The organism is Vibrio sp. 2033 (assembly GCF_033339735.1).
In genome coordinates this window covers 1-1,034 of the sequence record NZ_JAWOVC010000121.1, presented here as the reverse complement: position 1 = coordinate 1,034, position 1,034 = coordinate 1, and the positions used below count along the sequence as shown (strand labels likewise).

The window sequence follows — 1,034 nt, the reverse complement described above, 5'->3', positions numbered from 1 at the left end:
ACAAAAAACTGAAGGCCAAAAATCTCGTTACCTTCTGATGGTTGAGGATACAGCATCGGTTGCGGCGTTATACCGCTCGTACCTCACGCCGTTAGGGATCGACATTAATATTGTCGGTACAGGTAGAGATGCCATTGAAAGTCTCAATCACCGAATTCCAGATCTTATTCTTCTCGATCTTCGTCTGCCTGATATGACGGGGATGGATGTTTTGCACGCCGTTAAAAAGAGTCATCCAGATGTGCCGATCATTTTCATGACGGCTCATGGCTCTATCGATACAGCGGTAGAAGCGATGCGTCATGGCTCTCAAGACTTTTTGATCAAACCGTGTGAAGCAGACCGTCTGCGTGTTACGGTCAACAACGCAATTCGCAAAGCAACTAAGCTAAAAAATGAAGCAGATAATCCGGGTAATCAGAATTACCAAGGTTTTATCGGCAGCAGCCAAACCATGCAGCAGGTCTATCGCACCATTGACTCTGCCGCTAGCAGTAAAGCGAGTATCTTTATTACTGGTGAAAGTGGTACGGGTAAAGAGGTATGCGCAGAAGCCATCCACGCTGCAAGCAAACGTGGTGATAAGCCGTTTATTGCCATCAACTGTGCAGCCATACCTAAAGACTTAATTGAAAGTGAACTATTTGGTCACGTAAAAGGGGCATTTACTGGTGCGGCAAATGACCGTCAAGGTGCCGCTGAGTTAGCCGATGGTGGCACGTTGTTCCTCGATGAATTGTGTGAAATGGATTTGGACTTACAAACCAAATTATTGCGATTCATCCAAACCGGTACGTTCCAGAAAGTGGGCTCTTCAAAAATGAAGAGTGTGGATGTGCGTTTCGTTTGTGCGACCAACCGAGACCCTTGGAAAGAAGTTCAAGAAGGGCGTTTCCGCGAAGACTTATACTACCGTTTATACGTGATTCCTTTGCATCTTCCGCCTCTTCGCGAACGTGGTGAAGATGTGATTGAAATTGCGTACTCACTGTTAGGCTACATGTCTCATGAAGAGGGCAAAAACTTTGTCCGCT

The 1,034-nt window shown here is 46.1% G+C and carries 1 protein-coding gene; it reads left to right on the top strand.

Annotation, left to right across the window (positions count from 1 at the left end; translation table 11 throughout):
- Nucleotides 1-1,034 (top strand): sigma-54-dependent transcriptional regulator (locus R7P74_RS25035; RefSeq protein WP_318123339.1); only part of this gene is annotated, 1,034 nt, incomplete at both ends.